Annotated in this window: 22 protein-coding genes; 10 read left to right on the top strand and 12 right to left on the bottom strand. The window is 63.2% G+C overall.

What is annotated here, in order from left to right:
- Positions 1-12: 12 nt before the first annotated feature.
- From ACIPL0_RS03250 to ACIPL0_RS03240, 3 genes are all read right to left on the bottom strand, one after another.
- Complete coding sequence (locus ACIPL0_RS03250; RefSeq protein WP_400593765.1) at positions 13-213, bottom strand: DUF1656 domain-containing protein; 201 nt, start codon at positions 211-213, stop codon at positions 13-15.
- Positions 203-2,389: an FUSC family protein gene (locus tag ACIPL0_RS03245; protein ID WP_400593768.1), complete on the bottom strand. Its 2,187-nt coding sequence runs from the start codon at positions 2,387-2,389 to the stop codon at positions 203-205. The genes ACIPL0_RS03250 and ACIPL0_RS03245 overlap by 11 nt, the downstream gene beginning before the upstream one ends.
- Positions 2,390-2,521: 132 nt before the next feature.
- Entirely contained in the window at positions 2,522-4,033 is a 1,512-nt protein-coding gene (locus tag ACIPL0_RS03240) for an efflux transporter outer membrane subunit (RefSeq protein WP_400593771.1), read from the bottom strand.
- A 183-nt stretch (positions 4,034-4,216) separates the two neighbouring features.
- On the opposite strand from ACIPL0_RS03240, the gene ACIPL0_RS03235 reads away from it, so the two are divergent.
- Both ACIPL0_RS03235 and ACIPL0_RS03230 read left to right on the top strand, forming a co-directional pair.
- Positions 4,217-5,164, top strand: coding sequence for a LysR family transcriptional regulator (locus ACIPL0_RS03235; protein WP_400593774.1), 948 nt, complete (start codon positions 4,217-4,219; stop codon positions 5,162-5,164).
- A 1,349-nt stretch (positions 5,165-6,513) separates the two neighbouring features.
- The gene (locus ACIPL0_RS03230) at positions 6,514-7,488 is read left to right on the top strand and encodes a 2-hydroxyacid dehydrogenase (protein ID WP_400593777.1); all 975 of its coding nucleotides are present in this window, start codon (positions 6,514-6,516) and stop codon (positions 7,486-7,488) included.
- 211 nt (positions 7,489-7,699) lie between these two features.
- Here the strand turns inward: ACIPL0_RS03230 and ACIPL0_RS03225 are convergent, their stop codons facing one another.
- Positions 7,700-8,599 carry a DMT family transporter gene (locus tag ACIPL0_RS03225; protein ID WP_400593780.1) on the bottom strand — a complete coding sequence of 300 codons (900 nt, stop codon included), beginning with the start codon at positions 8,597-8,599 and terminating at the stop codon, positions 7,700-7,702.
- A gap of 157 nt (positions 8,600-8,756) precedes the next feature.
- Between ACIPL0_RS03225 and ACIPL0_RS03220 the strand changes: the two genes are divergently transcribed.
- Entirely contained in the window at positions 8,757-9,632 is an 876-nt protein-coding gene (locus ACIPL0_RS03220) for a helix-turn-helix domain-containing protein (protein WP_400593783.1), read from the top strand.
- Between the two features lie 167 nt (positions 9,633-9,799).
- Here the strand turns inward: ACIPL0_RS03220 and ACIPL0_RS03215 are convergent, their stop codons facing one another.
- From ACIPL0_RS03215 to ACIPL0_RS03190, 6 genes are all read right to left on the bottom strand, one after another.
- Entirely contained in the window at positions 9,800-12,181 is a 2,382-nt protein-coding gene (locus tag ACIPL0_RS03215) for a TonB-dependent siderophore receptor (RefSeq protein WP_400593786.1), read from the bottom strand.
- Positions 12,182-12,352: 171 nt separating this feature from the next.
- Positions 12,353-13,345 carry a FecR family protein gene (locus ACIPL0_RS03210; RefSeq protein WP_400593788.1) on the bottom strand — a complete coding sequence of 331 codons (993 nt, stop codon included), beginning with the start codon at positions 13,343-13,345 and terminating at the stop codon, positions 12,353-12,355.
- Positions 13,346-13,368: 23 nt separating this feature from the next.
- On the bottom strand, positions 13,369-13,977 hold the full coding sequence (locus ACIPL0_RS03205; RefSeq protein WP_400593791.1) for an RNA polymerase sigma factor: 609 nt from the start codon (positions 13,975-13,977) through the stop codon (positions 13,369-13,371).
- 9 nt (positions 13,978-13,986) lie between these two features.
- A complete protein-coding gene (locus tag ACIPL0_RS03200; protein ID WP_400593794.1) occupies positions 13,987-14,307 on the bottom strand; it encodes a DUF3325 domain-containing protein in 321 nt (106 codons plus the stop codon).
- Complete coding sequence (locus tag ACIPL0_RS03195) at positions 14,307-15,935, bottom strand: PepSY-associated TM helix domain-containing protein (protein ID WP_400593797.1); 1,629 nt, start codon at positions 15,933-15,935, stop codon at positions 14,307-14,309. Before ACIPL0_RS03195 ends, ACIPL0_RS03200 begins: the two co-directional genes overlap by 1 nt.
- The gene (locus ACIPL0_RS03190) at positions 15,932-16,270 is read right to left on the bottom strand and encodes a DUF3649 domain-containing protein (RefSeq protein ID WP_400593800.1); all 339 of its coding nucleotides are present in this window, start codon (positions 16,268-16,270) and stop codon (positions 15,932-15,934) included. The genes ACIPL0_RS03195 and ACIPL0_RS03190 overlap by 4 nt, the downstream gene beginning before the upstream one ends.
- A gap of 197 nt (positions 16,271-16,467) precedes the next feature.
- On the opposite strand from ACIPL0_RS03190, the gene ACIPL0_RS03185 reads away from it, so the two are divergent.
- The 5 genes from ACIPL0_RS03185 (at position 16,468) to ACIPL0_RS03165 (ending at position 22,336) form a co-directional block, all read left to right on the top strand.
- Positions 16,468-16,971, top strand: coding sequence for a sigma-70 family RNA polymerase sigma factor (locus ACIPL0_RS03185; RefSeq protein ID WP_400593803.1), 504 nt, complete (start codon positions 16,468-16,470; stop codon positions 16,969-16,971).
- 32 nt (positions 16,972-17,003) lie between these two features.
- A complete protein-coding gene (locus tag ACIPL0_RS03180; protein WP_400593974.1) occupies positions 17,004-17,960 on the top strand; it encodes a FecR domain-containing protein in 957 nt (318 codons plus the stop codon).
- A gap of 292 nt (positions 17,961-18,252) precedes the next feature.
- Complete coding sequence (gene fecA, locus ACIPL0_RS03175) at positions 18,253-20,622, top strand: TonB-dependent Fe(3+) dicitrate receptor FecA (protein WP_400593806.1); 2,370 nt, start codon at positions 18,253-18,255, stop codon at positions 20,620-20,622.
- A gap of 371 nt (positions 20,623-20,993) precedes the next feature.
- Positions 20,994-21,416, top strand: a complete 423-nt coding sequence (locus tag ACIPL0_RS03170) for an HPF/RaiA family ribosome-associated protein (RefSeq protein WP_400593809.1) — start codon at positions 20,994-20,996, stop codon at positions 21,414-21,416.
- 596 nt (positions 21,417-22,012) lie between these two features.
- Positions 22,013-22,336 carry a DUF3509 domain-containing protein gene (locus ACIPL0_RS03165; protein ID WP_400593812.1) on the top strand — a complete coding sequence of 108 codons (324 nt, stop codon included), beginning with the start codon at positions 22,013-22,015 and terminating at the stop codon, positions 22,334-22,336.
- 190 nt (positions 22,337-22,526) lie between these two features.
- Here ACIPL0_RS03165 and ACIPL0_RS03160 read toward each other — a convergent pair whose 3' ends face one another.
- On the bottom strand, positions 22,527-23,507 hold the full coding sequence (locus ACIPL0_RS03160; protein ID WP_400593815.1) for a sugar-binding transcriptional regulator: 981 nt from the start codon (positions 23,505-23,507) through the stop codon (positions 22,527-22,529).
- Positions 23,508-23,594: 87 nt separating this feature from the next.
- Positions 23,595-24,053 carry a ribose 5-phosphate isomerase B gene (rpiB, locus tag ACIPL0_RS03155; RefSeq protein WP_400593818.1) on the bottom strand — a complete coding sequence of 153 codons (459 nt, stop codon included), beginning with the start codon at positions 24,051-24,053 and terminating at the stop codon, positions 23,595-23,597.
- Positions 24,054-24,352: 299 nt separating this feature from the next.
- On the opposite strand from rpiB, the gene ACIPL0_RS03150 reads away from it, so the two are divergent.
- Together ACIPL0_RS03150 and ACIPL0_RS03145 are read left to right on the top strand one after the other, a co-directional pair.
- On the top strand, positions 24,353-25,840 hold the full coding sequence (locus ACIPL0_RS03150) for a sugar ABC transporter ATP-binding protein (protein WP_400731291.1): 1,488 nt from the start codon (positions 24,353-24,355) through the stop codon (positions 25,838-25,840).
- The gene (locus ACIPL0_RS03145; RefSeq protein ID WP_400593824.1) at positions 25,837-26,817 is read left to right on the top strand and encodes an ABC transporter permease; all 981 of its coding nucleotides are present in this window, start codon (positions 25,837-25,839) and stop codon (positions 26,815-26,817) included. The genes ACIPL0_RS03150 and ACIPL0_RS03145 overlap by 4 nt, the downstream gene beginning before the upstream one ends.
- Positions 26,818-26,829 lie beyond the last annotated feature (12 nt).

Below are 26,829 nucleotides of genomic sequence, written 5' to 3'. Positions count from 1 at the left end.
AACCCATGTGCCTCAACGGTAAACAGTCAGCGCCATGGCGCCGAAAATGCAGCTGAACAGACTCAGGCGCAACAGCGCCGGATGCCAGAAAAAACGGTACAGATCGAACCCCGACATGAAACGGTCCAGGGCCCAGGAAAGCACCATGGCGACCAGGAACATCACGGTCACGGTCGGCATGTAAACGCCATGAAAGGCGAATTCACGAGGCATGGGAAAGTCCTTGCGCGGCTTGTGCCGGCGCATGCGCGGCCAAAGGTGATTGCGGGTCGAGCAGGCAAGTGCGGATGAAGTGCAGGTAGCTCTTCACCCGCCGCAGCGGCGACGTGTCGAAATGCGGCGGGCAAGGCTCGTCGACCTCCTGCACACAGATGATCGCGTGATCCACCGCATACAGGCAGCGTGCCAGATTGTGCCGGTCCGGTTGCAGGAACAGACGGATCAGCGCCCGGCCCAACGCCCGCACCGCCTGCCGCCAAGGTTGCGATTCGGCGTAGCTCGGGTGCGGCGGAAGCGCCTCCTGTTCGCGACGCAGTTCGATGACCGCATGGCCGATCTCCTGCACCACGAACATCCAGCGCAGCAGGTTGCGCTGCACCGCAGGTTTGCCGGCGGCCAGACCGTAGGCCTGGTGCATCAGGTCGCGGGTGCGGCTTTCGAAGTTGGAACGAATGCCACGCAGCGGCGCGCTGATGGCGAAACTCACCTGCTGACGCAGATCGTCTTCCAGACGCCGCCACAGCCAGCGGCTGTTCGGCGGCAGGATGATCGCGCCAGCGGCAGCGCACAGCAGCATGCCGATGACCATGGCGATGTAGTCGTTGATGAAGGCGTACGGGTTGTAGACGGTCAGGTTGTCCGGTACCGAACCGATACTGAAAAAGATCAGCAGCCCGATGCCGATCCCGGCCCACTGCGGCCGGGTGGTGAGGAACGCACCGAAGGCGAACACCGGCGCCAGCACCATGCACAGCAGCGGAAAACCGTCGATCAGCGGCAACACGAAAAACGTCTGGAAGAAGCCCAGCAGCGCGCCGAGTCCGGTGCCACAGGCCATCTGGAACGACATGCGCTGCGGGTTCGGCGTGGTCGCCGACAACGCCACGGTGGCGGCCGACACCAGGGTCATGGTCGCCCCGCTCGGCCAGGCGGTGGCCACCCAGTACCACGACATCACCGCCATTACCGCCAGCGCACGCAGCCCGGAGGCCAGCGACAGGGTCCAGTTGGTGGTGTTGACGAACGGCTCGACCCATTTTTCCCGCTCATGGCTGTGGTCGGCCAGCGAGGCGTGGGTCTGCGCGTAGTCGTGCATGTCGTCGACGAAGCGGTAGAGCAGCTCGTAGGCGGTGTGGAAATCCAGCAGCGCGTCGTCGCTCGGCGCGCTTTTGACGAACTCGGCGCGCAGGCTGCGCACCTGCTCGGGCAGGCTGGCCTTGTAGTCGCTCAAACGGCTGGCGAGTTTCGCCCCGTCAGCGTTGGTCAGGGCACGACCGGCGAACGGTTCCAGCAGTGCGGTCAGCGCGCACAGCCCCGGCTCGATGGCCTGTACCGCCGGGGTCACGCCGTTGCGCCGCAGGCGTTCGAGCAGTTGGTGCAAGGCGTTGAAGCGCGTGGTGATGGTCATGAACTCGCTGTTCAGACGGTTCAAGCGGCCATTGCGCCGACGCATATGCGGGTCTTCAAATACCGTGACCGCACGCAGGCCTTCCAGGCCCACGGCATCGGCGATGAAGCGCACGTTGCTGGCTTCGAATTTCTGCGGATCGCTGTCGCCGCGCAGACCATCGATGACGAAACGGGCGAAGGTGCCGAAGCGCTGATAGAGGGTGTTGCGCATGGCCGCGCCGGTGCTTTGCGGCAGGACGGCGGCGGTGACCAGCGTCGAACAGATGATTCCCAGAGAAATTTCCAGCAGGCGCCAGACCGCCGCCATGAACGAGGTTTCCGGGTGAGCCAGTGCCGGCAGCCCGGTGAACGCGGCGGTGTAGCCGGCCAGCACGAAGCCATAGGCGCGGAAGTTGCGATAGCGCGCCGCGCCAGCACAGCAGAACGCCACCCACAGCGCCATCAGCAGCAGGAACGGCGCACTGTCCTGGGGAAACAGCGCCATCATCGTCACCATCACCACCGACCCGGCGAGGGTGCCGAGCAGGCGATAGAAACTCTTGGCGAACACATGGCCGCTCTGCGGCTGCATGACGATGAACACGGTGATCACCGCCGTGCGCGGCTGCGGCAGTTCCAGGCGCATCGCCACCCAATAGGTGAGGAAGGCGGCGAGCAGCACCTTGGCGATGTAGATCCAGGTCACCCCGTCGCTGCGCGCCCAGCCGTTGAGCTCACGGCGCCATTCGAGGGATTTGAACCAGTGCAAGACGGTCGTCATTTCAATTCCGGACCTACGTTGGCTGAAAAATCGTAATCGCGAGCAAGCTCACTCCTACAAATGACCGCGCTCCCCTGTAGGAGTGAGCTTGCTCGCGATGAGGCATTTCAGAGCGATGCATCTCTAAAACCTTCACCGGTCAAACACCTGCAACAACGCCGGGGTCTTCGGCGCGGCGGTTTTTTCCGGGGCCGGCGAATCACGACCGGCCATCAGGCCACCGCCCAGCGCCACCACCAGCTCGGCATGGACCGCCAGACGCTCGGCCTGCACCTGCTGTTGAATCTGCTGCTGACGGAACAACAACGTCTGCGCGTTGAGCACGTTGACGTAATCGGTCAGGCCGCGCTGGAATGCAATCAGGGCGATGTCGTAAGTCTTCTGCGCAGCGGCCACCGACTGATCGGCAAAGCCCTGCTGCTTGTCCATCGACTCGCGGCGAATCAGTTGGTCGGAAATGCTCTTCAGCGCCGTCACCAGGGTCTGATTGTAGTGACCCACGGCGGCGTCGTAGCCGGCCGACGCCACGCCCAGTTCACCGCGCAGGCGACCGCCGTCGAAGATCGGCAGGCTGATGGCCGGGCCGAAGCTGTAGTTGAATTTCTTGCCGGTCAGAAACTCCAGCATGCCGCCGCCGGTCGCCATGTAGCCGAGGCTGCCCATCAGGTCGACGTTGGGGTAGAAACCGGCATGGGCGACATCGATGCCACGGGCCTGTGCGGCAACACGCCAGCGCGCGGCGACCACGTCGGGACGCTGGCCGAGCAACTCAGCCGGCAAGGCCGACGGCAGTTTCAGCCGGGTGTTTAACGACAGCGTCGGACGCTGCAGGCTCGCACCGGCGCCCGGCCCTTTGCCGGCCAGCGCCGCAATCTGGTTGCGGCTCAGGGCGATGGCTTCGTCCAGACCGTCGATCTGACGATGGGTTTCCGGCAGCGGCGCTTCCGCCTGGCTGACTTCCAGATGGGTGCCGATACCCGCCTTGAGCCGGCGCTGGGCCAGATCGAGAATCTGCGTCTGCTGGTGCAGGGTGTTTTCCACGATGTCGCGCTGGGCGTAGTTCAGCGACAACTGGATGTAGGCGCGGACGATGTTGTCCTGCAGCTCCAGTTGCGCCTGACGCTCTTCGGCGGCAGTCATGTGCGCCAGGTCCAGGGCTTCTTCGGTGGTGTTGCTGTCCTTGCCCCAGAGGTCGAGGGAATAACTCAGGCCGATGGAGGCGTTGTTGTCCCAGGTGCTGGTGTTGGACAGCTCGCCCGGCCCGTAGAACTGGTCGGTCGGCCAGTTGTGGCGTTTCAGGGTGCTGTCGCCGTTGATCTGCAGCGACTCGGCGGACTCGGCGATACCCGCCATGGCCCGCGCCTGACGCACCCGCGCAGCAGCGATGGCCAGACTCGGGCTGCCGAGGGCAGCGAGTTCTATCCAGTGGTTCAGCTGATCGTCACCATAGGCGCGCCACCATTGACCATCCGGCCAGTGCGCATCCTTGGCGGCCTCTTTGATGGCGTCGTCGGTGGCCAGCGCGTCAGGGGAAAGCGAAGTGCCTTGAGGGGCAATTCCTCCGGTGCCGATGCAGCCGCTGATGAGTAACGTTAAAGCCCAGACACTGAGGGGCTTGAGCCCTCTGAGGATGCGACGCGGCACAGCTGCAATTACCCGAGTAGAGGAGAAGTGAATCGAGCCGAGATTCTAGGATGCGCCCGAATCGCCGATAAGCCGAGAGTTCTGTGAATCTTTATTACCGAACGGAAGATAATCCTTTGGTATGGCTGACACGGATCAGTAACTTCATGTCACAATTCGTGCCATCTCACCAGAGAACGGCCCATGGACACTCTGCAAAACATGCGCGCTTTCAGTTGCGTGGCACAGGCTGGCAGCTTCACCGCTGCCGCAGCACAACTGGACACCACCACCGCTAACGTTTCACGCGCTGTTTCCAACCTCGAAGCCCATTTGCAAACCCGTTTGCTCAACCGCACCACCCGACGCATCGCCCTGACTGAAGCGGGCAAGCGTTACCTGTTGCGCTGCGAGCAGATCCTCAACTATGTCGAGGAAGCGGAGGCCGAGGCCAGCGACGCCCACGCGCGTCCGGCCGGGCAGCTGAAGGTGCATTCGATGACCGGTGTCGGCCAGCATTACGTGATCGACGCGATTGCCCGTTACCGGCGCAATCACCCGGACGTATCGTTCGACCTGACCATGACCAACCGCGTGCCCGACATTCTCGAAGAAGGCTACGACGTGTCCATCGTGCTGGCCAGCGAGCTGCCGGATTCGGGTTTCGTGTCGCAGCGGCTGGGCATCACCTACAGCATCGTCTGTGCCTCGCCTTCTTATATAAAGGCTTTCGGCATGGCCAACGAGCCGGCCGACCTGCTCAACCACGCCTGCCTGCGCCTGGTGAGCCCGGCGTTTCCGCTGGAGAAGTGGACGTTCGACGGTCCGGAAGGCCGGGAAACCGTGACCATTGCCAGTTCGCCGTTCATGGTCAACTCTGCGGATGCGATGAAAGCGGCGATCAGCAGTGGCATGGGCATTGGCATGCTGCCGATCTATTCGGCGATCGAAGGGCTGCGCAACGGCTCGCTGGTGCGGGTGCTGCCGACTTACCGTTCGAACGAGCTGAATCTGTATGCGATCTACCCGTCGCGGCAGTATCTGGACGCGAAGATCAAGACGTGGGTCGAGTACCTGCGCGGTTCGCTGCCGGAGATCATGGCGGCCCACGAGGCGGATCTGCAGACTCATGTGTTGCCGGAGACGGTCTGACGCCTTACGCGGCCCCTTGTAGGAGCTGGCTTGCCCTGCGACCGGCGACGAAGTCGTCGTAAAACCTGTGTCCTTGGTTTGTCTGACGGATTGCTGAGTCTGCTAACGCAGCCTGTTTCGCCTGACGGCGAGTTACGCGCCCCCCTGTAGGAGCTGGCTTGTCCTGCGAGCGGCGACGAAGTCGTCGTAAAACCTGTGTCCTTGGTTTGTCTGACGGATTGCTGGTCTGCTAACGCAGCCTTGTTTCGCCTGGCGGCGAGTTACTTGGAAAAGCCCCAAGTAACCAAGGGCTCTCTACCCCGCCATACGGCACCTCGCTAATGCTCGGCATGCCCTCACTCCGGCGACGCTCCGTGGGCCCGCCGCGAATGGGCCATCCATGGCCCACGCGGCTCTCGCGACATCCTGTCGCTCGACCCACTGCGCATCGCCTGCGTTCGGCCTTCTGGAACGGGGCCCCAACATCAAAATCAAAAACCAGATCAAAAGCCGGCGTAACACACACTCCCTGTGGGAGCGGGCTTGCCCGCGAAGGCGTCCTTGGAATCGCTACCGCCGGCAAGCCGGACTGCTACGGACGATCAGCGCCTGCCATCTGCTTTTGCTTCTGGCCGAAGGCCGTGGGAGCGGGCTTGCCCGCGAAAGCGGTGGGTCAGGCAAACCGCTTTCGCGACCCTCGTAACCTCGGATCCCACAGGGGGTCGTGCTGGCTCTGTGGATTGTGTTACCACGCCGAGATCCCGCAAACACCACACATCTGTGGGAGGGAGCCCTGCTCGCGAAAGCGTCAGGCCAGGCAATGCAGGGTCGTCTGCCCTACCGCTATCGCGAGCAGAGCTCCCTCCCACAATGGTCTGTAGCGACCTCGGCCTTGTTTGGCACCCACACATCCGTAGCAGTCCGGCTTGCCGGCGGTAGCGATTCCAAGGACGCCTTCGTCCGAATGCGGCCCAGACCAAGCCCGCTCCCACAGGGAGTGTGTGTTTCGCCAGCTTTTGATCTGGCTTTTGATGTTGGGGCCCCGTCCCAGAAGGCCGAACGCAGGCGATGTGGAGTGGGTTGAGCGGCATGGATGCCGCGAGAGCCGCGTGGGCCATGGATGGCCCATTCGCGGCGGGCCCACGGAGCGTCGCCGGAGTGAGGGCATGCCGAGCATTAGCGAGGCACCGTATGGCGGGGTGAGGAGCCCTTGGTTACTTGGGGCTTTTCCAAGTAACTCGCCGCAGGCGAAACAAGGCTGCGTTAGCAGCCTCAGCAATCCCCCAGATACAAGCCCCCTGCCAATCCTCGGGCAAGAATGTTAGCGTGCTACGCACTGTCCATCTGAACCGCCCGAGAGAAGCTATCCGATGAAAAAGACCGTCCTTGCCTTCAGCCGCGTGTCCCCGGAGTTGGCCGAGCGCCTGCAGCAAGACTTCAACGTGATCATCCCGGACCCGAAAAAGGGTGATCTGAATGCGCAGTTCAACGAGGCCCTGCCCCACGTCCACGGCATGATCGGCGCCGGGCGCAAGCTGGGGCGTGAGCAGCTGGAAAGCGCCACGCAGCTGGAAGTGGTGTCGAGCATTTCGGTCGGTTACGACAATTACGACGTCGGCTACCTGAGCGAACGCGGCGTCATGCTGACCAACACGCCGGATGTGCTGACCGAAAGCACCGCCGACCTCGGTTTCTCGCTGATCATGAGCAGCGCCCGTCGGGTCGCCGAGCTGGATGCTTACACCAAGGCCGGCAAGTGGACCCGCAGCATCGAAGCGCCGCATTTCGGCACCGATGTGTTCGGCAAGACCCTGGGTATCGTCGGCATGGGCAATATCGGCGCGGCCGTGGCCCGTCGTGGTCGTCTGGGTTTCAACATGCCGATCCTGTACAGCGGCAACAGCCGCAAGACCGCTGTGGAACAGGAGCTGGGCGCGCAATTCCGCACGCTGGATCAACTGCTGGCCGAGTCGGATTTCGTCTGCCTGGTGGTGCCGCTCAGTGAAAAGACCAAGCACCTGATCAGCACCCGCGAGCTGTCGCTGATGAAGAAGAGCGCGATCCTGATCAACATCGCCCGTGGCCCGATCGTCGACGAACCGGCGCTGATCGAAGCGTTGCAGAACGGCACCATTCGCGGCGCCGGTCTGGACGTGTACGAGAAAGAGCCACTGGCCGAATCGCCGCTGTTCAAGCTGGACAACGCCGTGACCCTGCCGCACATCGGCTCGGCCACCCACGAAACCCGCCAGGCCATGGCCGACCGCGCCTACACCAACCTGCGCGCCGCGCTGTTGGGCGAGAAGCCGCAGGATCTGGTGAATGGGCAGGTGTGGAAGGGCTAATTTCTCACGAACGGCACGCCGCCCTTTGTGGGAGCGAATTCATTCGCGATGACGGCGGTACAGGCGGCAATGATGTATCGCCTGTACCGGCCTCTCGCGGATAAATCCGATCCCACAATGTTTCACCCGATAGTTCCAATCGCGAGCAAGTTCACTCCTACAGAAAATGCATCCCCTGTAGGAGTGAGCTTGCTCGCGATGCTGTTGGGGCTTACGCCAATTTCCCGCCCACCGGCATCACCGCCTTCGGCTTTCTGAACACCAGCACGTTACCCACCATCACCAGCACCAGCCCGCACAGCGCCGGCGCTGTCCACTGGTAGCCTTCGGCGAACGCCGAGACGTTCAGCGCCACCACCGGGAACAGCACCGTGCAATACGCGGCGCGCTCCGGGCCCATGCGGCCGACCAGGGTCAGATAGGCGGTAAAGCCGATCACCGAACCCGGAATCACCAGGTACAGCAACGACGCGATGTAGCGGGTGTTCCACTCGAAGGCGAACGGCGTGCCGCTGATCACACAGTACGCGCAGAGCATCGCCGCGCCGTAGAGCATGCCGTAGGCGTTGGTGGTCAGCGGGCGCAGGCCGGCTTTCTGTTGCAGGCTGGAAAGCATGTTGCCCGCCGAGAAACACAGCGTGCCGAGCAGCGCCAGGCCCAGGCCGATCAGGGTTTCGCGGCTGGCGCTGTGGCCCGACAGCTCCGGCCAGAACAGGCAGCCCAGCCCGAGCAGGCCGAGGGCGCCGCCCACCAGCACGTTGCGCGCGACTTTCTGCTTGAAGAAGATCCGTGCGTTCAGCGCGTTCCACAGCGTGGCAGTGGAAAACACTACCGCCACCAGCCCGCTCGGGATCCAGCGGCTGGCGGTGTAGAAACACATGAAATTGACGCAGAACAGGCACACGCCCTGGGCCACACAGATCAGTTGGCCGCGACGGTTGACCTTCTGCAGCTTGCCGCTGATCAGCAGCATGGCGAACAGAATCAGCGCCGCCAGGCCGAAGCGGTAAACGATGGACACCGGAATCGCCACCTCGCCCAGTTGCAGTTTCAGGGCGATCCAGGTGGTGCCCCAGATCAGGACGGTGAGTAGATACAGCGAGAGGTTCATGGTCCGGCTCCTTTATGAGGCTCCAGTGTGAATCCCGGCCCATGACATGATTTGCAAAAACTTGCGCTTTTGAGCATTCGACGGCTGGCAGCCCCGGGTCTACGGAGTAGGATGCAAAACCATAACGCTCGCCTTATTCCGTTTACCGAGAACCGCCATGTCGCCACTGGATACCCTCCAGGTCTTCCAATCGCTGAACAGCTCGCCCCATGCGCAGCTGGAACAGAGCGCATTGCTCGGCGATGGCGTGGTTGCAGCCCTGTGGAACAACCGGCACGACGCGCAGGACTATCACGCGCCGAGCCATCACACGTTGTCCTGTTACGTGGGCGGCGGCACCGGCACTTTCCGCCGTGATCAGCCCGACAAAAAGGGCGCACCGGACAAACTCTGCGTGCTGCCGGCCGGACATCAGTCGTCGTGGGTGGTCAACGGCGATATCCGTCTGGCGCATCTGTACATCAGCCCCGAACAGTTCGCCCTCAACTGCGTCACCCTGCTCGACCGCGAACCTCGCGAACTGGCGTTGCAGGAACACACCTTTCTCGACGACACGCTGCAGGCCGAGCGTTTCCACCGGCTGATCCGCCTGAACTGGAACGAGCCCGGCGAGCGTCTGCTGACCAGCAGCCTGGCTCATGAACTGCTCGACCACATGGTGCTCAATCAGGTCGGCCTGCGCGACGGTCTGCGCCTGAAAGGCGGGTTGGCACCGCACCTGCGCCGACAGCTGGTGGAGTTCATCGAGCAGAATCTGGGCGAGCCGTTGAGCCTCGGGCAACTGGCCGGGATGTGTGCGCTGTCGGAGTACCACTTCGCGCGCATGTTCCGCGAAAGCTTCGGTCTGCCGCCCCATCAATACCTGCTGGCCCGCCGCATCAACCGCGCCCGCGAACTGCTGCGCAGCACCCGCCTGCCCTTCGGCGAGATCGCGCTGGAATGCGGCTTCACCAGTGCCAGCCATTTCAGCAACCGCTTTCGCCAGGCCATGGGCGCGACGGCGGGGGCGTATCGGGCGGCGTTTCAGTCCTGAGCGTTTTGCGTATGCCGTTGGTTCTGCCGAAGGCGTAGGAGCCGGCTTGCTGGCGAACCAATTGTGCCAGCGCACATCTGCATGACTGATACACCGCCTTCGCCAGCAAGCCGGCTCCCACGCCCTGCGGGCAGAAGCCGTATTCGTCCGCTTCACACTTTTAACGTTCAAAACTCCAGCGTCGTCGCAAACACCACCTGCCGCGCATCGCCCATCGAAACGAAAAACCGGCTCACCGCCGAGCTGTAGTAGGTGCGGTCGAACAGGTTGTTCACATTGAGCTGGAACTTGACCTTCTGCCCGTCCAGCCGGGTTTCGTAGGTGGCAAAGACGTCGGCGACGGTGTAACCCGGCAGGTCGAAGTCGTTGTCCGGGTTGCCGGCGCGTTCGCCGACATAGTGCGCCCCTCCCCCCAGCCGCAGGCGGTCGCCGCCGAGTACGCTGCCCGCGTCGTAGACCGCCGACAGTGACGCGCTGTGCTTCGGCACGTTTTGCAGGCGGTTGCCCTTGAGGGTCGGGTCTTGCACCACCCAGGCGTCGGTGAAGGCATAGCCACCGATCAGGCTCCAGCGCTCGCTGAGCTGGCCGCTAAGGTCCAGCTCGACACCCCGCGAACGCACTTCCCCGGCAGTGGTGTACACCGTGTTGGTGGTCAGCGAATCGAAATTCGCCACCAACACATTGCGTTTGCGGATGTCGAACAGTGCCAGATTGCCGCTGATGCCGTCGGCCACTTCCCACTTGGCGCCCAGCTCCCAGGCCTTCGACTGCTCCGGCAGCGTCGCCGAATCCAGCACCGTGCCGCCGGCCAGCGCGGCGATGCTGGAGTTGGGCTTGAACGATTCGGTGTAGCTGCCGTACAGCGACAGCGCGTCGCTGTAGCGGTAGACCAGCCCGGCGCGGGGAATCCACTGCTGGCCGTTGAGGTCGGTGTTGCGGGTGAACGGCATGCCCTTGCCGGCCTGCTGATCGAACCGCTGATAGCGGGCGCCAGCGACGAAAATCCACTGGTCGCTGAGGTGAATGGCGTCCTGCACGAACAGCGAATCGGTGCGCAGGATGTCCAGTTGGTGGCTGTCCGGTGCGCTGACTTGCGTGCCCTCGGGTTCCAGACCGTAGACCGGGTTGGCATAACTGAAGGTGGTGCGGCTTTTCTGCCGGATCAGTTGCCCACGATAAATCTTGCGGTACTCATCGTCGGCGCCGAACAGCAGGTCATGTTGCAGGCCGCCGACGTTGACGCTGCCATTGAGCGTCAGGGTGGTGAAACGGTCGGTGCTCAACGAGTCACCGGTACCGTCCATCGAGCGGGTCAGCGTACCGTCGGCCGGGTTCACGGCGGTGATCCGCACCTGGCTGGCGTCGTAGGTTTCGCGGTTGTAGCTGTAGCCCAGATGGCCCTTCCAGTTGTCGTCGAACTCATGGTCGATTTCCAGGTGATACAGGTCCGAGCGCCCTTCCATGCTGTTGAACGGCTCGTCCAGACGCCGGGTCGCCGGGATATTCAACGGGCGGTTGGTGCGCGGGTCGATAGCGGTGCCACGGTCGAAGGGCGAAAGAAATTCGCGGTGCTCGTAGGACGCCACGATCTGCGTGTCCTCGCCGTACCAGGCCAGCGACGGCGCCACCAGCGATTCGCGGTGCACGCCGTAATTGCGCCAGTAGTCTTCGTCTTCGTGATCGATGATCAACCGATAGGCCAACCCCTGCCCCGCTAGCGCCGAATCACTCAGCGCGCCGGTGCTGTCGAGGCCGCCGCCGCTGCCGTTCTTGCCCGCGCCATAGCTGGAACCCCGTGCGGTCAGGGCAGTGGCGGCCTGCAATTCAGGACGTTTGCTGACGACGTTGATCACCCCGCCGGGGTCCTGAATGCCGTACAGCAGCGACGCCGGCCCCTTGAGCACTTCGATCCGTTCAGCGGTGGCGTTCAGACTGCGGCCCTGCACCACCGGCATGCCGTCGCGCATGATCGAGCCGTCGCGGTTGTCGCCGAAGCCGCGTTTCATCAGGGTGTCCTGGGTGCTGCCGAGGGTGTTGCCCTGGGTCACGCCGCTGACATTGCGCAGGGCATCGTCCAGATTGCGCGGCGCCTGGTCACGCAGCACCTGGGCCGGAACGATGCTGACGGTTTGCGGGTTTTCCAGCGCAGGGGTGGCGCTGCGCATCACCGAAGTCGAGGACGGCGGCTGATAGCTCTCCAGCGGATTGCGACGAGAATCGACCTGAGTCGGCCCCAGCGTGATCGCGCCGCTGGCCGGTGCCGGTTCGACGGTGAAAGTGTCAGCCGTCGCACGGCGGTAGATCAGCCCGGAATGGCCCAGCAACCGACCCAGCGCCTGCTCCGCCGTGAGCGAGCCGCTGACCGCAGGTGCGGTGACGCTGTACGGCACGTCCTCGGTGTAGATGACGCCAAGGCCGGTGATGCGGCTGAAATCGGCGAGCGCCCGCGGCAAGGGCTCGGCCTGGATGGCGAAATCATAGGCAGGCTCGACCGCCTGCACGCAGGCGCTCCAGAGGGCAAACACAGGGATGCCGAACCAGCCTTTCAACGATGGTTTCCTCACAAACAGGATTGCCAATACGTTTCCTGTAGGAGCCGGCTTGCTGGCGAACCGGGTACATCAGCCGACATTTTCGCCACTGACACACCGCCTTCGCCAGCAAGCCGGCTCCCACAGGGACAAGCGGCGGAGGCACTCTGTGGGAAGCGGTGCCCGCGCCTACCGAATCACAATCACCCGCCCCAGCGCTTCGTACTGCTCGAAACCGAACACCGCTTTCAGCGCCGCCAGCACCGCCCGCGGGTCGTTGCTGGGGAAGCTGCCGCTGACTTTCTTCGTCGCCAGTTGATCGTTGAGCAAGACGATACGACCGGGGTAATACCGGCTCAGGTCGTTGATCACCTCGGCCAGCGGCGTGCGGTAGTAGTTCAGCCAGCCCTGACGCCAGGCCAGCAGCTTTTCGCTGTCCACCGTCTGCGGGTCGCTGGTGTGGCTCTGGTCGTAGCTGACGCGCTGGCCCAGGGTCAGAATCTGCTGCGGCAAGTCGGCCCCGGCCTTGACCCCGACGCGCCCGGACAGCACGGTGACTTGCGCGCCGTCAGGCTGTCGACGCACTTCGAACTGGGTGCCGAGCACACGGGTCTCGCCGCGCCCGGCGTCGACCACGAACGGCTCGCCGGTATGGGTGACCTGGAAAAACGCCGCGCCTCGTCGCAGTTCAACGTGCCGCTCGCCATTGGCGAAATGCACGGCGATGGCGCTGTCGGCGTCCAGCGTGATGTGCGACTGATCGGCCAGGGTGACGCTGCGCACCTGCCCCGGCGCCGACACGTAATCGGCACCGACATCGTCGATCCAGCGCTGCGGCTGAAAACCCAGGCCGATGCTGACCGCCAACAGCAGACAGGCAGCCAGCGCCAGCCCGCCGCCCCAGCGCGACCATGAACGCTGCGAAACCGCCGGCGGCGCATCCATGGCCTTGAGCAAGGCGTCCAGCGCTGCCGCGTCCTCATCAGCCAGTTTTGCCGCGGGTTCTTCACTCAGTTCCCACAGCACCTGCGCCTGCGCATAGGCCTCGGCGTGGGCCGGGTCGGCCTGCAACCACTGGCTGAAACGCGCCTGATCGGTCGCGCTGGGCTGGTCGTGCAACAGGCCCAGCCAGCGCAGCGCGGCGTCGTGTTGTTCGGCGGTGATGATCGAGGGGCTGCTCATCGAGGCTGTATCCGTTGGCGCTTTCATCGACGGGCGTCCTCGGACTTCGCACGCAGGGCTGAGACCTGCGCGGCGCCCTGCTCCAGGCTCGCCTTGCAGGCTTGCAAGGCGCGCATCATATGTTTTTCCACAGCGCTTGGCGAAAGCCCCATGACCCGCGCGATGTCGGCGTAGGTGCGGCCGTGGATGCGGTTGAGCAGGAAGATCTGCCGGGTTTTCTCCGGCAGCCCGCGCAGCGCCGCTTCGATATGGCGCAGGTCCTTGCTGGCTTCCAGCGCGGCCTGCGGCTCGTCGACATGGCCCTGCGGCTCGTCCGGGGTCAGTTCTTCGCAGAGGCGCGCCCGCGAGCCTTCGCTGCGCAGGTGGTCGATGGCGATGTTGCCGGCGCAGCGCAGCAGGTAGGTGTTGAGCTCCTCGACCTGCACCAACGGGCGGCGCCAGAAACGCACGAACAGGTCCTGCACCAGATCCGCCGCCGTGGCCCGGCAACCGACGCGGCGGCTGACCAGCGCTTCCATCTGCGGGCGCTGGGACAGAAACACCTTGAGAAAATGCGCGCGGGCAGCTTTCGGGCTGTCCGGGTCGCTGTCGGGCGACAGCCGGTTGGGCGTCGGCGGGGTGAGGTCAAGCATGCAAAGGACTCAGGCCAGCAGCAGGAAGAAAGCGGCAAGCGGGCACAGCAGCGCCCCGAGTCCCGCCAGCGACAAGGCCAGCCCTGGCCGATACGACATCGTGAACACCAGCAACACCGCGCTGCCCATCAGCGCGGCAAACCATTCGATCAGCGCCATGCCGACATCCGCAGCAGTGGCCAGCGCCACCCACAACGACAGCGGCAATGCGCTCCAGCCCAGCCAGCGCAGCAGGCGCTCGCGTCCGGCCAATGCAGCGACAGGGTGCCGCCCCATGGACAGGCACAACGCGGTGAAACCGACGTAACAGAGCAAGGTCGCCAGCAGCATCAGCGAGGCTCCTGCACGGCAGCGCCGTCTGTGCTGACGCTTTCGCGGGCAAGCCCGCTCCCACAGGGTTGAGTCTGTCGTCTAGCCGTGGGAGCGGGCTTGCCCGCGAAGGCGCCAGCCCTGTCACCACGAAACTTCAGCGCACCCCAAGCGAGGAAAACTCCGCTAAACAACGCCGTCAGGTCCACCCCGATCAGTGTCCAGTGCCCCTGCTGCAACGAGGCCCACAGCGTGTCACCGGCCATGACGATATCCAGCAACGGCAGCGCGCAGTACAACACGGCCGCCAGCGCCAACTGTTCACGCCACGCGCTGCGGCCCTTGCCGGCAAACACCCGCACGGCCGCATGCAGCAAGGCAACCGCCCAGACCCAGAAGAAGGTCTGCACTTCCCAGTCATCGCGCCCGGCCAGGCTCACCGGCAGCAGACGATTGGCCCAGAAGAAGCTGATCACCGCCAACATCAGTCCGGCCATGCTGGCGATGTTAAGGGTTTCCACCAGCCGCAGCTCGAACGGCATCACGCCGTCCTTGGCATGCTTGAGCTGGCGCTTGCCGAGCCAGATCACCAACCCGGTGCCGATCATAGCCGTGCCGGCAACGCCACAAAGGAAGTACAGCCAGCGCAACCACGGCCCGGCGAAATGGCCCATGTGCAGGCCGTACATGCCGCCGGCGAGCAGCAAGGAAGCCGAATCGGTGCGGCTCTCGCTTTTTAACTGCCCGCTGACGCCGTCGAAGACCAGCGCGGTGGCCGGCTCGTGGGCAATGTGGTCGTTGCGATTGCGCGAAATCGACACGGTGGCGCTGGCGTCGCCGGGATTGTTCACCGTGATCAGTCCGGCACCTTGCGGCCAGTGTTGCCCGACCACGTCCAGCATCGGCCGCAGCGGGGCCAGTGGCGCAGGCGTGCCAGCAGCCGGCACTGCCTTGAAGGTCGGGAACAGGTCGTTGAAGAACGCCTGAGTGTCCTTGCCGTAGGTACTGACGATGCTCGCCGGCATGACCATGCTCATGAAAATCACCAGGCTGCTGTAGGTGATCATCAGGTGGAACGGCAGCACCAGCACGCCCACCGCGTTATGGCCGTCGAGCCAGGTGCGCTGGCCCTTGCGCGGGCGGAAGGTGAAGAAGTCCTTGAAGATTTTCTTGTGGGTGATGATGCCGCTGATCAGCGCGACGAACATCACCATGGCCGCCGCAGTCGCCAGCCAGCGCCCCCATGGAAACGGCATCTGCAACTGAAAGTGGAAGCGGTAGAAGAACTCGCCGCCCAGGCTTTGCCGGGCTTCGATCGGTTGCCCCGTCTGAGGGTCGAGGTCGCGTTTTTCGAAGCGGCCTTTCTGCGGCACCCAGCTCACCCCCAAGGCGGGCGAGCGCTGGTCCGGCAGGCTGATGAACCAGCGCTTGGCATCGACCGCGTTGGCCTGCAGCCATTGTTGGGCAAGCTCCATGCTGGCGGCCGCAGGTACGTCGCGGGCGACGATTTCCGGCTGCGCCCACTGGCTGATCTCATCCTTGAAGTAGGAAAGCGTGCCGGTCAGAAAAATCGCGAACAGCAGCCAGCCGAACGTCAGCCCGGCCCAGGTGTGCAACCAGGCCATCGCCTGACGGAAGCCCTCTTTCATGTCAGCCACCTGCCTGCTGCGTACAGCGCGCCCAACACGGCGCTGGGCAGCAATACGCCGAGCCACGCCCGCCACGCCGTGCGGCAGGCGAAGCACCAGAGCACGGCGGGCAGATAGACGAGAAACGACAGGGTCATGCCCAGCACCACGGCTTCGGCACGGGCCAGCGGCAGAAACTGCGCCATACACACGCTGGCCAGCGAGCTGAGCAGATAACCGCCAAGCAGCGCCGCCAGCACCCGTGAGGCCACGGCCAGACGCCAGCGCAGGGGTACTTCGCGCGTTTTCTTCACGCGCTTTGCGGGCGGGACGGTGGTCATTGTGGCCGTCTCCATCAGAGGCCTGTGCCGACGAAACGGCAGCGGCCGGCGGTGCCAGTCGACATGCTTGAAAGGTTCCTGAAAGGTGCGTGACAGCCCGTCGGATCGGGGCGCCGCGAAGGGGTGCAATATTAATGATAAATATTCTCATACGCAAAATACTCTGACAGAATCCGCCGCCATCACTGGCCCCTTGCGGATTGCAGCAGCCCATGTCCAGCGCGTCTTCTGCCCTGAACTCCACCGTCGAAGGTCTGTATCACGACCACCACAACTGGCTCACCGGCTGGCTGCGGCGGCGTCTGGGCTGTCCGCACAACGCCGCCGACCTGGCCCAGGACACCTTCATAAAGGTGCTGCTGGCGCGGGAAACGCCGCAACTGATCGAGCCGCGCGCGTTCCTCACCACCATCGCCCGCCGCGTGTTGTGCAACCACTACCGCCGTCAGGAACTGGAACGGGCTTATGCCCAGGCGCTGGCGGAACTGCCGGAAGCCGTGGTGCCGTCCGAGGAGGAGCGGGCAATCATTCTGGAAACCCTGGTGGAGCTGGATCAGTTGCTCGACGGCCTGCCGGTGCTGGTCAAGCGCGCGTTCCTGCTGGCTCAGGTCGACGGCCTGACCCACAACGAAATTGCCGCGCGGCTGAGCATTTCCGTGGCCACGGTCAAACGCCACCTGACCAAGGCAGCCATGCGCTGCTACTTCGCCCTGTGAGCAAGGCGCAGGCCGGTCTGGCTCAGGACTCGATGAACCGCCCGGAGATTTCGCCGCAGGTCGCCGAGCAGGCAGTCAACTGGCTGATCGAGATGCAGAGCGGCCAGCTCGACGGCGGTCGTCAGCAAGCCTGGCAGCTCTGGCTCAACAGCCACAGCGACCATCAGCGCGCCTGGGCGCACATTCAGCGGGTCAATCAGCGCCTGCATGGTTTGTCGTCGCCGCTGGCCCACGCCACGCTCAACGCGCCGGTCTCCAATAGCCGGCGTCAGGCGCTGAAGCTGATGTTGCTGCTCGGGCTGGGCTCAGCTGCGGCCTGGAGCCTGCGCGATCAACTGGACCTGCCGCCGCTGCTGGCCGATTACCGCAGCAGCGTCGGCGAACGACGCAAGGTCGCGCTCGCCGATGGCAGCCAGTTGCAGCTAAACACCGGCACCGCGCTGGACGTGCGTTTCGACAACCACCTGCGGCTGATCCGCTTGCTGGAGGGCGAGATCCTCATGACCGTCGCCAGCGACCCGCGGCCGCTGCAATTGCTCACCGCCGAAGGTCGGCTGCGAGCCCTTGGCAGCGGCGCCCGTTTCAACCTGCGGCAACTGGCCGGACGCTCGCAACTGGCGGTGTTCAGCGGCAGCGTCGAACTCAATCCGCTGGAGCACGGCGGGCCGCATCTGCTGGTCAAGGCGGCGCAGCAAGTGGCGTTCAACCGCAGTCAGTGGGACAGCGTGCGCCCGCTGGACGCCGGCAGCGGCGCCTGGGCCGACGGCATGCTGGTGGCGGCACACATGCGTCTGGGCGACTTCCTCGCCGAACTGAGTCGCTACCGCCGTGGCCGCCTGAACTGCGACCCGAATGTCGCCGACCTGCTGATTTCCGGCAGCTACCCGCTGAACGACAGCGAACGGATTCTCGACATGCTGGAAGTGGCGCTGCCGGTGAAGGTGCAGCGGTTTACGCGGTATTGGGTGAGTGTTGAACGGCGGGTCTAAGCACCCACCGCGATCAAACCTGTAGGGGTTGGCTTGCCCTGCGACCGGCGGGGAACCCGTCGTAAAACCTGCGCATGCGTTATTCCTGACACTGCCAATGCGCATGGTTTTACGACGACTGCGTCGCCGGTCGCAGGGCAAGCCAGCTCCTAACATTCGGTCGCGGGCAAGACACAAAATCGTGTCGATCATAAATCCCGCAGATTTTTTTCAAACCCGCTGAGCTGTTTTCATCGCCTCGCGTGACAGACAGGAAAAGCCCCTTTCATTCGCTTCGCCAAAGGACTCCTGCATGTCATCCCGACCGACTTCTTTTTCGCCGTTGCCGCGCCTGCTGCCCCGCACCCTGCGCCATGTCCTGTTCGGTGCCGGGCTGTCGCTCAGCGCCGGTTCGCTGGCCTGGGCCGATGATGCTGCAGCGAAAACCTGGCATATCGCACCGAACGAGCTGGAAACCGCGCTGAACCAGTTTGGCCGTGAAGCCGGCGTGCTGATTTCCTACGGCTCGCACGTCACCAATGGTCTGAAGACCCGTGGGCTGCAAGGCGACTACACCGTCGAACAGGCGCTGGCGGCGTTGCTGGAGGGTACCGGCCTGCAGGCGCAAAGCGACGAACAGGGCGGCTTTACCCTGCAACCGGTGACGAACACGCAAGGCAGCGGCCCTATCGAGCTGGGCGCTTCGACCGTGGTCGGCGACTGGCTGGGCGAGGCGCAGCAGAGCAATGTCTTCGAGCACCCAGGCGCGCGCGACGTGATCCGCCGCGAGGAGTTTGAACGGGTCGGCGCCACCTCGGCGCGGGAAGTGCTCAACCGCATTCCGGGCGTCAACGCGCCGGAAAACAACGGCACCGGCAGCCACGACATGGCGCTGAACTTCGGCATTCGTGGCCTCAATCCGCGTCTGGCCGCACGCTCGACGGTGCTGATGGACGGCATCCCGGTGCCGTTCGCGCCCTACGGTCAGCCACAGTTGTCGTTCGCCCCGGTGAGCATGGGCAACATGGACGCAGTGGACGTGGTGCGTGGCGGCGGCGCGGTGCGTTACGGCCCGCAGAACGTCGGCGGTGTGGTCAACTTCGTCACCCGCGCCATCCCCGACACGCCGACGCTCAAGGGCGGCATCCAGACCGAAACCAGCCCATCGTCCAGCCATGACGGCTTCAAGACCACTGGCAACCTGCTGGCTGGCGGCACTGCCGACAACGGTCTGGGCGGCGCGATCCTGTATTCCGGCGTGCGCGGCGGCGACTGGCGCGAGCACAGCGAAACGCAGATCGACGACCTGATCCTCAAAGGCAAATTCCAGATCGACGAAGCCAACAGCCTCAACGCTGAAGCGCAGTACTACGAGGGCGAAGCGGACATGCCCGGCGGCCTGAACGTGGCCGATTACGATGCCGACCCGTATCAATCGACCCGGTTGAAAGACAAATTCTGGGGCCGTCGCACGATGTTCAACGTCGGCTACCACTACGAGGAAGACGCCCGCGAATTCACCGTCAACAGCTTCTTCACCAAGACCCTGCGCAGCGGTTATCTGGATCAGGGCAGTTTCGTCTCGCTGTCGCCACGGGAATACTGGGTGCGCGGCCTGGAAACCCGCTTCGCCCAAGGCTTCGCGCTGGGTGAAAGCTGGCACGAAGTCGGCGTCGGCTATCGCTACATCAACGAAGCCGGCCACGAGCTGCGCTACCGCGAAAACACCGCGCTGAACCTGCTGCCGACCACCGACAGCCGCAACGACCGCGACACCCGTGGCTCGACCGAAGCCCACGCGTTCTACATCGACGACCGCATCGACATCGGCAAGTGGACGTTCACCCCGGGCATCCGCTACGAGATGATCGACTCGGCGCAAACCAACAACCTGACCCATGTCAAATACCAGGGCGATTACAACACTGCCCTGCCCGCGCTGAACGTGCTCTATCACCTCACCGACAGCTGGAATCTGTACGCCAACACCGAAGGTTCGTTCGGTTCGGTGCAGTACAGCCAGATGCCCAATCGCGTGGCCGGCGGCGAAGTGAAACCGGAAAAGGCGCGCACCTGGGAGCTCGGCACGCGTTATGACGATGGCCACCTGCGCGCGGAGATCGGCGCATTTTTGATCAATTTCGACAACCAGTATGAAAGCAACCAGACCAACGACACGGTGATCGCCCGCGGCCAGACGCGGCATCAGGGCATCGAGACCAGCATCAACTACGCGCTGGATGGCTTGAGCCCGGTGCTGGCCGGTTTCGATGTCTACGCCACCTACGCCTATGTGGACGCGACCATCCGCGAAGATGGACCGAACAAGGGCAATCGTGTGCCGTTCTCGTCGAAACACAAAGGCACCTTGGGCGTGGCTTACACCGAGGGGCCGTGGAAGCTGAATCTGGACAGTTCCTACCAGAGCAGCCAGTTCGCCGACAACGCCAATACCTCGACTGAAAGCGCCGATGGCAGCACCGGGCGCATCCCTGGCTACATGCTGTTCAGCACCCGCGCCGCCTACGATTTCGGCCCGCAGATGTCCGACCTGAACGTCGCGGTCGGGGTGAAAAACCTGCTCAACCACGAGTACTTCACCCGCTCGTTCGACGACAACAACAAGGGCAAATACGTGGGCGAACCGCGCACGGTGTACCTGCAGACTTCTGTGGCGTTCTGACGCCCAATCTCCCCCTTCTCGGGCGGGTAACCCGGCTTGCCAGCCCGACGGATAACCTGTGGGAGGGAGCCCTGCTCGCGAAAGCGGTGGGCCAGTCAACATCGCAGTTGGCTGATCCGGCCCCTTCGCGAGCAGGGCTCCCTCCCACAGGATTTGTGTTGTTCGACAGATCTCGACATACCTCCCACGACAGGAAAACTTCGCGCGATACCGGAATTTTTGTGCCGCTGCAAAATTATTTCCGCAATGAAATATTTCTTTCGCATGGGGGTTGAATTGTTTTTCGTTCGGCGCCAACACTGTGTACGAGGGCAGACGAAAATCCATCCTCGTCGAGACTCTCCCGAGCAAGCCAAAGTAAGGGAAGAACTATGCAAATCCAGGTCAACAGCGATAACCACATCGAAAGCAGCATCCGACTGGAGGAGTGGGTACGAACCACCGTTGAAAGCACGCTCGACCGCTACGAAGAAGATCTCACCCGCGTCGAAGTCCATATCCGCGACGAGAACGGCGACAAACCAGGCCCACACGATATCCGTTGCCAGATGGAGGCGCGGCCGAAAGGACACCAACCGATTTCCGTGACCCACAAGGCTGATTCGCTGGATCAGGCCGTGGACGGCGCTGCCGTGAAACTCGATCACGCGCTGGACCACCTGTTCGGCAAGTTGCGCAGCAAACGCGGTGGCGTGTACGCCATCAGCAGCGCACGCAGTCGGGATGCGGAAAGCTCCGACGCCCTGTTACAGGAAGAATTTCTGGAAAACGATCAGGCCCGGCAGCACGGCTGAACCGGTCATGTGAAACACCGCTGAATATTTTCCCCCTATATAAATGAAGGGCGGGCCTGTGGAGACAGGCCCGCCCTTTTTTGTGGGTGAAGTTCACCAACAGCGGGGCGATGACAATACTCACCGTGGGAGCGAATTCATTCGCGAGAGGCCAAATCAGGCGACACACCTGCATCGCCTGATCAGCCGTCTCGCGAATGAATTTGCTCCCACAGATCAAGCTTTCACGGCAATAACGCGCACATAAAGCAGGCACCCGGCGCACTTATGGTGCTCGTCTGCAACTAAAGCGGCAATTTGCTAGCACTAAAGGATTAATAAAAAACGGCAAACCCGATCACAGCTTTATTGCTGAAAGGATTAATGGTGCATTTAAAAGCACCGTTCGTCATGAATGGCCCAAACCCTGCAAGTACCCCTGCATCGAGCCTTCACCCCGCTGCAAGCCCCGCCCTTCATGGCTCGACGGGCAGATGAATCTTCAACCCAGGTGCACTCTTACAAAAACCGCTGATCAGGCTGTCGATCAGGCGCCGAGAACCAAAGGGACTCATACCAGTCAACTTATGCAGATTTTTATTATCAGGTAACAGGCCATGGATAATCCTTTTCAACAGATCACTGATGCCTTTCACCCAGACTACCGGGTCAATCTGAGTATCCAGGACCTGGACGGCACGATCATGCTGACGCTGTCCAATGACTCCGGCGTGGTTGCCAAACGGCTGATCAGCGCCGAACAACGCAATTCACCCAAACGCCTTGCCCGCCTGATCGAGAGCGTGCAATTCGGCATCGCCATCGAACAGGGCCACAGTGCGATCAAAGTGTTGGCGGCGATGACCGACGGCACCATTGGCACCATCGGCGTACCTGGCCAGGCAGATGGCTACAGGCCAGGCGACGCAGCCCGGCAATAAATACCGGAACCAAATCTGCGGGAGGGAGCCCTCCCACAGGCATCGCAGTGTATGCATGCTGGCTTTTGATTCTGGCCGAAGGCCGTAGGAGTGAGCTTGCTCGCGATGGCGGTGGCATGGGCAACATTGCAGCGCCTGACCAGACGCTATCGCGAGCAAGCTCACTCCTACAAAAAGCGTCCCCTCACCTTCACACCTTCCGCGTGGCGTCATCCAGCGCAAGGATGGTGTGGGCATTGGTCACCGTGGTCGCCAGCGTATTGATCACCCCGGAGCGCAAGGCCCCCAGCGTCGCCGCCGCCTTGGTGTTTTCACTGGCAATCGCCACCACATCGGGAATCCGTGCCAGCTCTTGCACATTCAGGCCGATGATGCGCCCCTGCATGGCGGTGATCGCCGGGTTGCCGTGAATGTCGATGAAGTCATAACCCATCATGTCGCCCACCGTGCCGGACAGCCGCGCCTGGGCGATTTCCTGTGGCGAGAACCAGCCCATGCGCACCATGTTGCTGTTCTCGCTCATGTCACCGATGCCGATCAGGGCGATGTCGGCCCGCCGCGCGCGGTCGAGGGTCGCGCGCACGGTGTCGTTGCTGATCAGCACGCTGCGCAATTCCGGATTGGCTACCAACGCCGGCGCGTACAGCGTTTCGCTTTCAGCACCGAAACGCAGGGCCAGACGGCGGCAGATGTGGTCGGGGTTCATGTATTCGCCGGCCTTGAGTGAACCGCCGATGGCGCAGACGAACGTGCAGTTGCGGCTGACCGGCAGAAACACGTTGTCGGCCACCGCGCCGACGTTGCGGCCCATGCCCACCGCGACGATCATGCCGTCGCTCAGGGTCTTGTTCAGGTAGTTGGCGACCAGGCTGGCGACCGCCGAGCGCTGGGTGTCCGGGTCACTGTGATCGACCGCGATCAACGCGCGATCCAGCTTGAAGCGGCTGACCAGCGCCTGCTCCAGTTCGTTGTTCATGGTCGGATGCTGCAGCACCCGCACCTCGACGATGCCTTCGTCGCGGGCGCGCTTGAGCAGGCGGCTGACCTTGGCCCGTGACAGATCGAAACGCTTGGCGATCGCCTCCTGCGTGACGTTCTCGAGGTAATAGAGCATGGCGACGTCGGTCATCAGATCGATGTCGCTGACCCCGGCTTGAGTGCTGTCACTCATGGCAACTGGCTTCCGTTTCAACTTCAAAGGCCCATTCTCGCTATAGCCGACCGCTGGCGTCCAGCCACGCCGCTTCACGGCCCCTCATCAATGACGGTCGCGCTCGATGGCGCTGATGCGTTCGACCTTCGGCCCTGAGCGGCCCGCTTCGAATTCCGACTGCAAAAACGCATTGACCACGCTCCGGGCCAATTCAGGTCCGATCACCCGCGCGCCGATGGACAGGATCTGCGCGTTGTTGCTCTTGCGCGCCCGCTCCGCCGAATAGGTGTCGTGGGCCTGAGCGGCGCGGATACCCGGCACCTTGTTGGCCGAGATCGCCATGCCGATGCCGGTGCCGCAGACCAGCACGCCGAGCTTGTGGTGGCCGTCACTGATGGCCGTGGCCACCGCCAGCGCGATGTCCGGATAGAGCACCGGCTCCAGCGTGTGGGTGCCGAAGTCTTCGACCGGATGGCCCAGCGCCTGGATATGCCGCTTGAGCAATTCCTTGAGCTCCAGCCCCGCTTCGTCACATCCGATGGCCACCGAAAAAGGTGTGTTCATGGCGTTTTCACTCCGTTGCCGAAAGAAACGCAGCATCGATCAAATGATCACTGCGTGAAAATATGCTCATTCATTTCGCAGCGAACGACACCCGCCTGTCAAGCCAGATATTGCCTTACCAACCGTAAAGACCAGTCAACACCCCAAAGAAAGGCTCAAAAACGCCTCTCCAGAACATTTCATCGATAAACGATTTGACTGATCAGAATTTCATTTGCTAAACATATGCTCACTTTGCAGCCCAATCCGTCACCGACCGCTGCGAATTTCTAATAAGAACCACAGCACGAGGACTTCAAATGGCTACGCCATTACTGCTCCAGGCTGAACAGGTCGCCAAGGCCTATGCCGGCATCCCGGCATTGCGCGATGGCCGACTTTCACTGCGCGCCGGCAGCGTCCACGCCTTGTGCGGCGGCAACGGCGCCGGCAAATCGACCTTTCTCGGCATCCTCATGGGCATCACCCAGCGCGACGCCGGCAGCATTTCCCTCAACGGCCAGCCGGTGCATTTCCAGCGCCCCAGCGATGCGCTGGCCGCCGGCATCGCGATGATCACCCAGGAGCTGGAGCCGATTCCGTTCATGACCGTCGCCGAAAACATCTGGCTGGGCCGTGAGCCGCGCCACATGGGCTGCATCGTCGATTACAAGGAACTCAACCGGCGCACCCGCGAACTGCTCGCCGAGCTGGAGTTCGACGTCGACGCCGAGAGCCCGATGCACCGTCTGAGCGTGGCGCAGATTCAACTGGTGGAAATCGCCAAGGCCTTCAGCCATGACTGCCAGGTGATGATCATGGACGAGCCGACCTCGGCCATCGGCGAACGCGAAGCCGAGACGCTGTTCAAGGCCATCCGCCGCCTGACCGCCCGTGGCGCCGGGATCATCTATGTATCCCACCGCCTCAGCGAACTGGCGCAGATCGCCGACGACTACACGATTTTCCGCGATGGCGCCTTTGTCGAAAGCGGGCGCATGGCCGACATCGACCGCGCGCATCTGGTGCGCGGCATCGTCGGCCAGGAACTGCAAAACATCGATCACAAGGTCGGTCGTCAGTGCCAGAGCGAAACCTGTCTGGACATCGAGCGCCTCAGCCGCGACGGCGAATTCCATGACATCAGCCTGCAAGTGCGGCCTGGTGAAATCCTCGGCATCTACGGCCTGATGGGCTCGGGGCGCAGCGAGTTCCTCAACTGCATCTACGGCCTGACCCTGCCCGATTCCGGCAGCGTGACCCTCAAGGGCAAGCCGCTGCCGGTGGGCGTACCGGCCTCGACCATCGCCGCCGGCATGTCGCTGGTCACCGAAGACCGCAAGGAAAGCGGCCTGGTGCTCAACGGCAGCGTGATGGCCAACATCGCCCTGTCGGCCTACAAGCACCTGTCGAGCTGGTCGCTGATCAACGCGCGCAAGGAAAACGAACTGGCCCAGCACATGGTCAAGCGCCTGCACATCAAGACCGCCTCGCTGGACCTGCCGGTGGCCTCCATGAGCGGCGGCAACCAGCAGAAAGTGGTGCTCGCCAAATGCCTGTCAACGCAGCCGGTGTGCCTGCTCTGCGACGAACCGACCCGGGGCATCGACGAAGGCGCCAAGCAGGAGATCTATCACCTGCTCGACGAGTTCGTGCGCGCGGGTGGCGCCGCCATCGTGGTGTCGTCCGAAGCCCCGGAACTGCTGCATCTGAGTGATCGCATCGCGGTGTTCAAGGGTGGCCGTCTGGTCACCGTCAGCAGCGACACCGCCCTTTCCCAGGAAGCCCTGTTGAGTCTCGCCTCATGAACACCAAGACCCTGTCCGCCCCGCTCACTTCCACCGCACCGCAACGCCGCCTGCGTCTGACCCTGGACCGCTTCGGCCTGCCGCTGGTGTTCATCCTGCTGTGCATCGTCATGGCCTTCGCCAGCGAATACTTCATGACCTGGCGCAACTGGATGGACATCCTGCGCCAGACCTCGATCAACGGCATTCTCGCCGTGGGCATGACCTACGTGATCCTGACCAAGGGCATCGACCTGTCGGTGGGTTCGATCCTGGCCTTCGCCGGTCTGTGCAGCGCGCTGGTCGCCACCCAGGGCCATGGCCTGCTGGCCTCGGTCAGCGCCGGCATGTTCGCCGGCGCCATGCTCGGCGTGGTCAACGGTTTCATGGTCGCCAACCTGTCGATCCCGCCGTTCGTGGCGACCCTGGGCATGCTCAGCATCGCCCGCGGCATGACCTTCATCCTCAACGACGGCAGCCCGGTGACCGACCTGCCCGACGCCTACCTGGCGATGGGCATCGGCAAGTTCGGCCCCATCGGCATCCCGATCGTGATCTTCGCCGTGGTCGCGCTGATCTTCTGGATGGTCCTGCGTTACACCACCTACGGCCGCTACGTGTACGCCGTCGGCGGCAACGAAAAGAGCGCGCGCACCTCCGGCATCGGCGTGCGCAAGGTGATGTTCTCGGTCTACGTGGTGTCCGGCCTGCTGGCGGGCCTCGCCGGCGTGGTGCTGTCGGCGCGCACCACCTCCGCCCTGCCCCAGGCGGGCATGTCCTACGAACTGGATGCCATTGCCGCCGTGGTCATCGGTGGCACCAGCCTCTCCGGCGGTACCGGCAGCATCGTCGGCACGCTGTTCGGCGCGCTGCTGATCGGGGTGATCAACAACGGCCTGAACCTGCTCGGCGTGTCTTCGTATTACCAGCAAGTGGCCAAGGGTCTGATCATCGTGCTCGCGGTGCTGATCGATGTCTGGCGCAAGAAAAAACGCTGATCCGCTTCATCC

The organism is Pseudomonas sp. NPDC090208 (genome assembly GCF_044746785.1).
Taxonomy (GTDB): Bacteria; Pseudomonadota; Gammaproteobacteria; order Pseudomonadales; family Pseudomonadaceae; genus Aquipseudomonas.
The sequence above is the reverse complement of the archived record's forward strand: the minus strand, read 5'-3'. Positions and strand labels throughout refer to the sequence as shown.

Excerpts from the sequence above, each read along its gene's own strand:
- ACIPL0_RS03160 (WP_400593815.1), bottom strand. The coding sequence starts at position 23,507 with ATGAGTGACAGCACTCAAGCCGGGGTCAGCGACATCGATCTGATGACC.
- ACIPL0_RS03220 (WP_400593783.1), top strand. The coding sequence starts at position 8,757 with ATGTCGCCACTGGATACCCTCCAGGTCTTCCAATCGCTGAACAGCTCG.
- ACIPL0_RS03235 (WP_400593774.1), top strand. The coding sequence starts at position 4,217 with ATGGACACTCTGCAAAACATGCGCGCTTTCAGTTGCGTGGCACAGGCT.
- ACIPL0_RS03165 (WP_400593812.1), top strand. The coding sequence starts at position 22,013 with ATGGATAATCCTTTTCAACAGATCACTGATGCCTTTCACCCAGACTAC.
- ACIPL0_RS03245 (WP_400593768.1), bottom strand. The coding sequence starts at position 2,389 with ATGACGACCGTCTTGCACTGGTTCAAATCCCTCGAATGGCGCCGTGAG.
- ACIPL0_RS03205 (WP_400593791.1), bottom strand. The coding sequence starts at position 13,977 with ATGCTTGACCTCACCCCGCCGACGCCCAACCGGCTGTCGCCCGACAGC.
- rpiB (WP_400593818.1), bottom strand. The coding sequence starts at position 24,053 with ATGAACACACCTTTTTCGGTGGCCATCGGATGTGACGAAGCGGGGCTG.
- ACIPL0_RS03210 (WP_400593788.1), bottom strand. The coding sequence starts at position 13,345 with ATGAGCAGCCCCTCGATCATCACCGCCGAACAACACGACGCCGCGCTG.
- ACIPL0_RS03195 (WP_400593797.1), bottom strand. The coding sequence starts at position 15,935 with ATGAAAGAGGGCTTCCGTCAGGCGATGGCCTGGTTGCACACCTGGGCC.
- ACIPL0_RS03170 (WP_400593809.1), top strand. The coding sequence starts at position 20,994 with ATGCAAATCCAGGTCAACAGCGATAACCACATCGAAAGCAGCATCCGA.
- ACIPL0_RS03150 (WP_400731291.1), top strand. The coding sequence starts at position 24,353 with ATGGCTACGCCATTACTGCTCCAGGCTGAACAGGTCGCCAAGGCCTAT.
- ACIPL0_RS03190 (WP_400593800.1), bottom strand. The coding sequence starts at position 16,270 with ATGGAGACGGCCACAATGACCACCGTCCCGCCCGCAAAGCGCGTGAAG.
- ACIPL0_RS03185 (WP_400593803.1), top strand. The coding sequence starts at position 16,468 with ATGTCCAGCGCGTCTTCTGCCCTGAACTCCACCGTCGAAGGTCTGTAT.
- ACIPL0_RS03200 (WP_400593794.1), bottom strand. The coding sequence starts at position 14,307 with ATGCTGCTGGCGACCTTGCTCTGTTACGTCGGTTTCACCGCGTTGTGC.
- fecA (WP_400593806.1), top strand. The coding sequence starts at position 18,253 with ATGTCATCCCGACCGACTTCTTTTTCGCCGTTGCCGCGCCTGCTGCCC.
- ACIPL0_RS03180 (WP_400593974.1), top strand. The coding sequence starts at position 17,004 with ATGAACCGCCCGGAGATTTCGCCGCAGGTCGCCGAGCAGGCAGTCAAC.
- ACIPL0_RS03250 (WP_400593765.1), bottom strand. The coding sequence starts at position 213 with ATGCCTCGTGAATTCGCCTTTCATGGCGTTTACATGCCGACCGTGACC.
- ACIPL0_RS03225 (WP_400593780.1), bottom strand. The coding sequence starts at position 8,599 with ATGAACCTCTCGCTGTATCTACTCACCGTCCTGATCTGGGGCACCACC.
- ACIPL0_RS03230 (WP_400593777.1), top strand. The coding sequence starts at position 6,514 with ATGAAAAAGACCGTCCTTGCCTTCAGCCGCGTGTCCCCGGAGTTGGCC.
- ACIPL0_RS03145 (WP_400593824.1), top strand. The coding sequence starts at position 25,837 with ATGAACACCAAGACCCTGTCCGCCCCGCTCACTTCCACCGCACCGCAA.